Below are 234 nucleotides of genomic sequence, written 5' to 3'. Positions count from 1 at the left end.
CCACCACTTGCTGCTGATACGTCTTGAATTCCGCCGAACCGGCTTCCTTGAACGCCACCGCCTTCGCCGCGATCACGTGCATCAGCGGGCCGCCCTGGATCCCCGGGAAGATCGCCGAGTTGATCTGCTTCTCGAACTCCGCCTTCATCAGGATCACGCCGCCGCGCGGGCCGCGCAGGCTCTTGTGCGTCGTCGTGGTCACGAAATCGGCGTGCGGCACCGGGTTCGGATACA

Annotated in this window: 1 pseudogene; it reads right to left on the bottom strand. The window is 64.5% G+C overall.

The features are described 5' to 3' along the window. Window positions 1–234: pseudogene (gene glyA, locus ACYP33_RS30190) on the bottom strand (serine hydroxymethyltransferase); the annotation flags it as partial.

This window comes from Burkholderia sp. 3C, assembly GCF_054589155.1.
The sequence above is the reverse complement of the archived record's forward strand: the minus strand, read 5'-3'. Positions and strand labels throughout refer to the sequence as shown.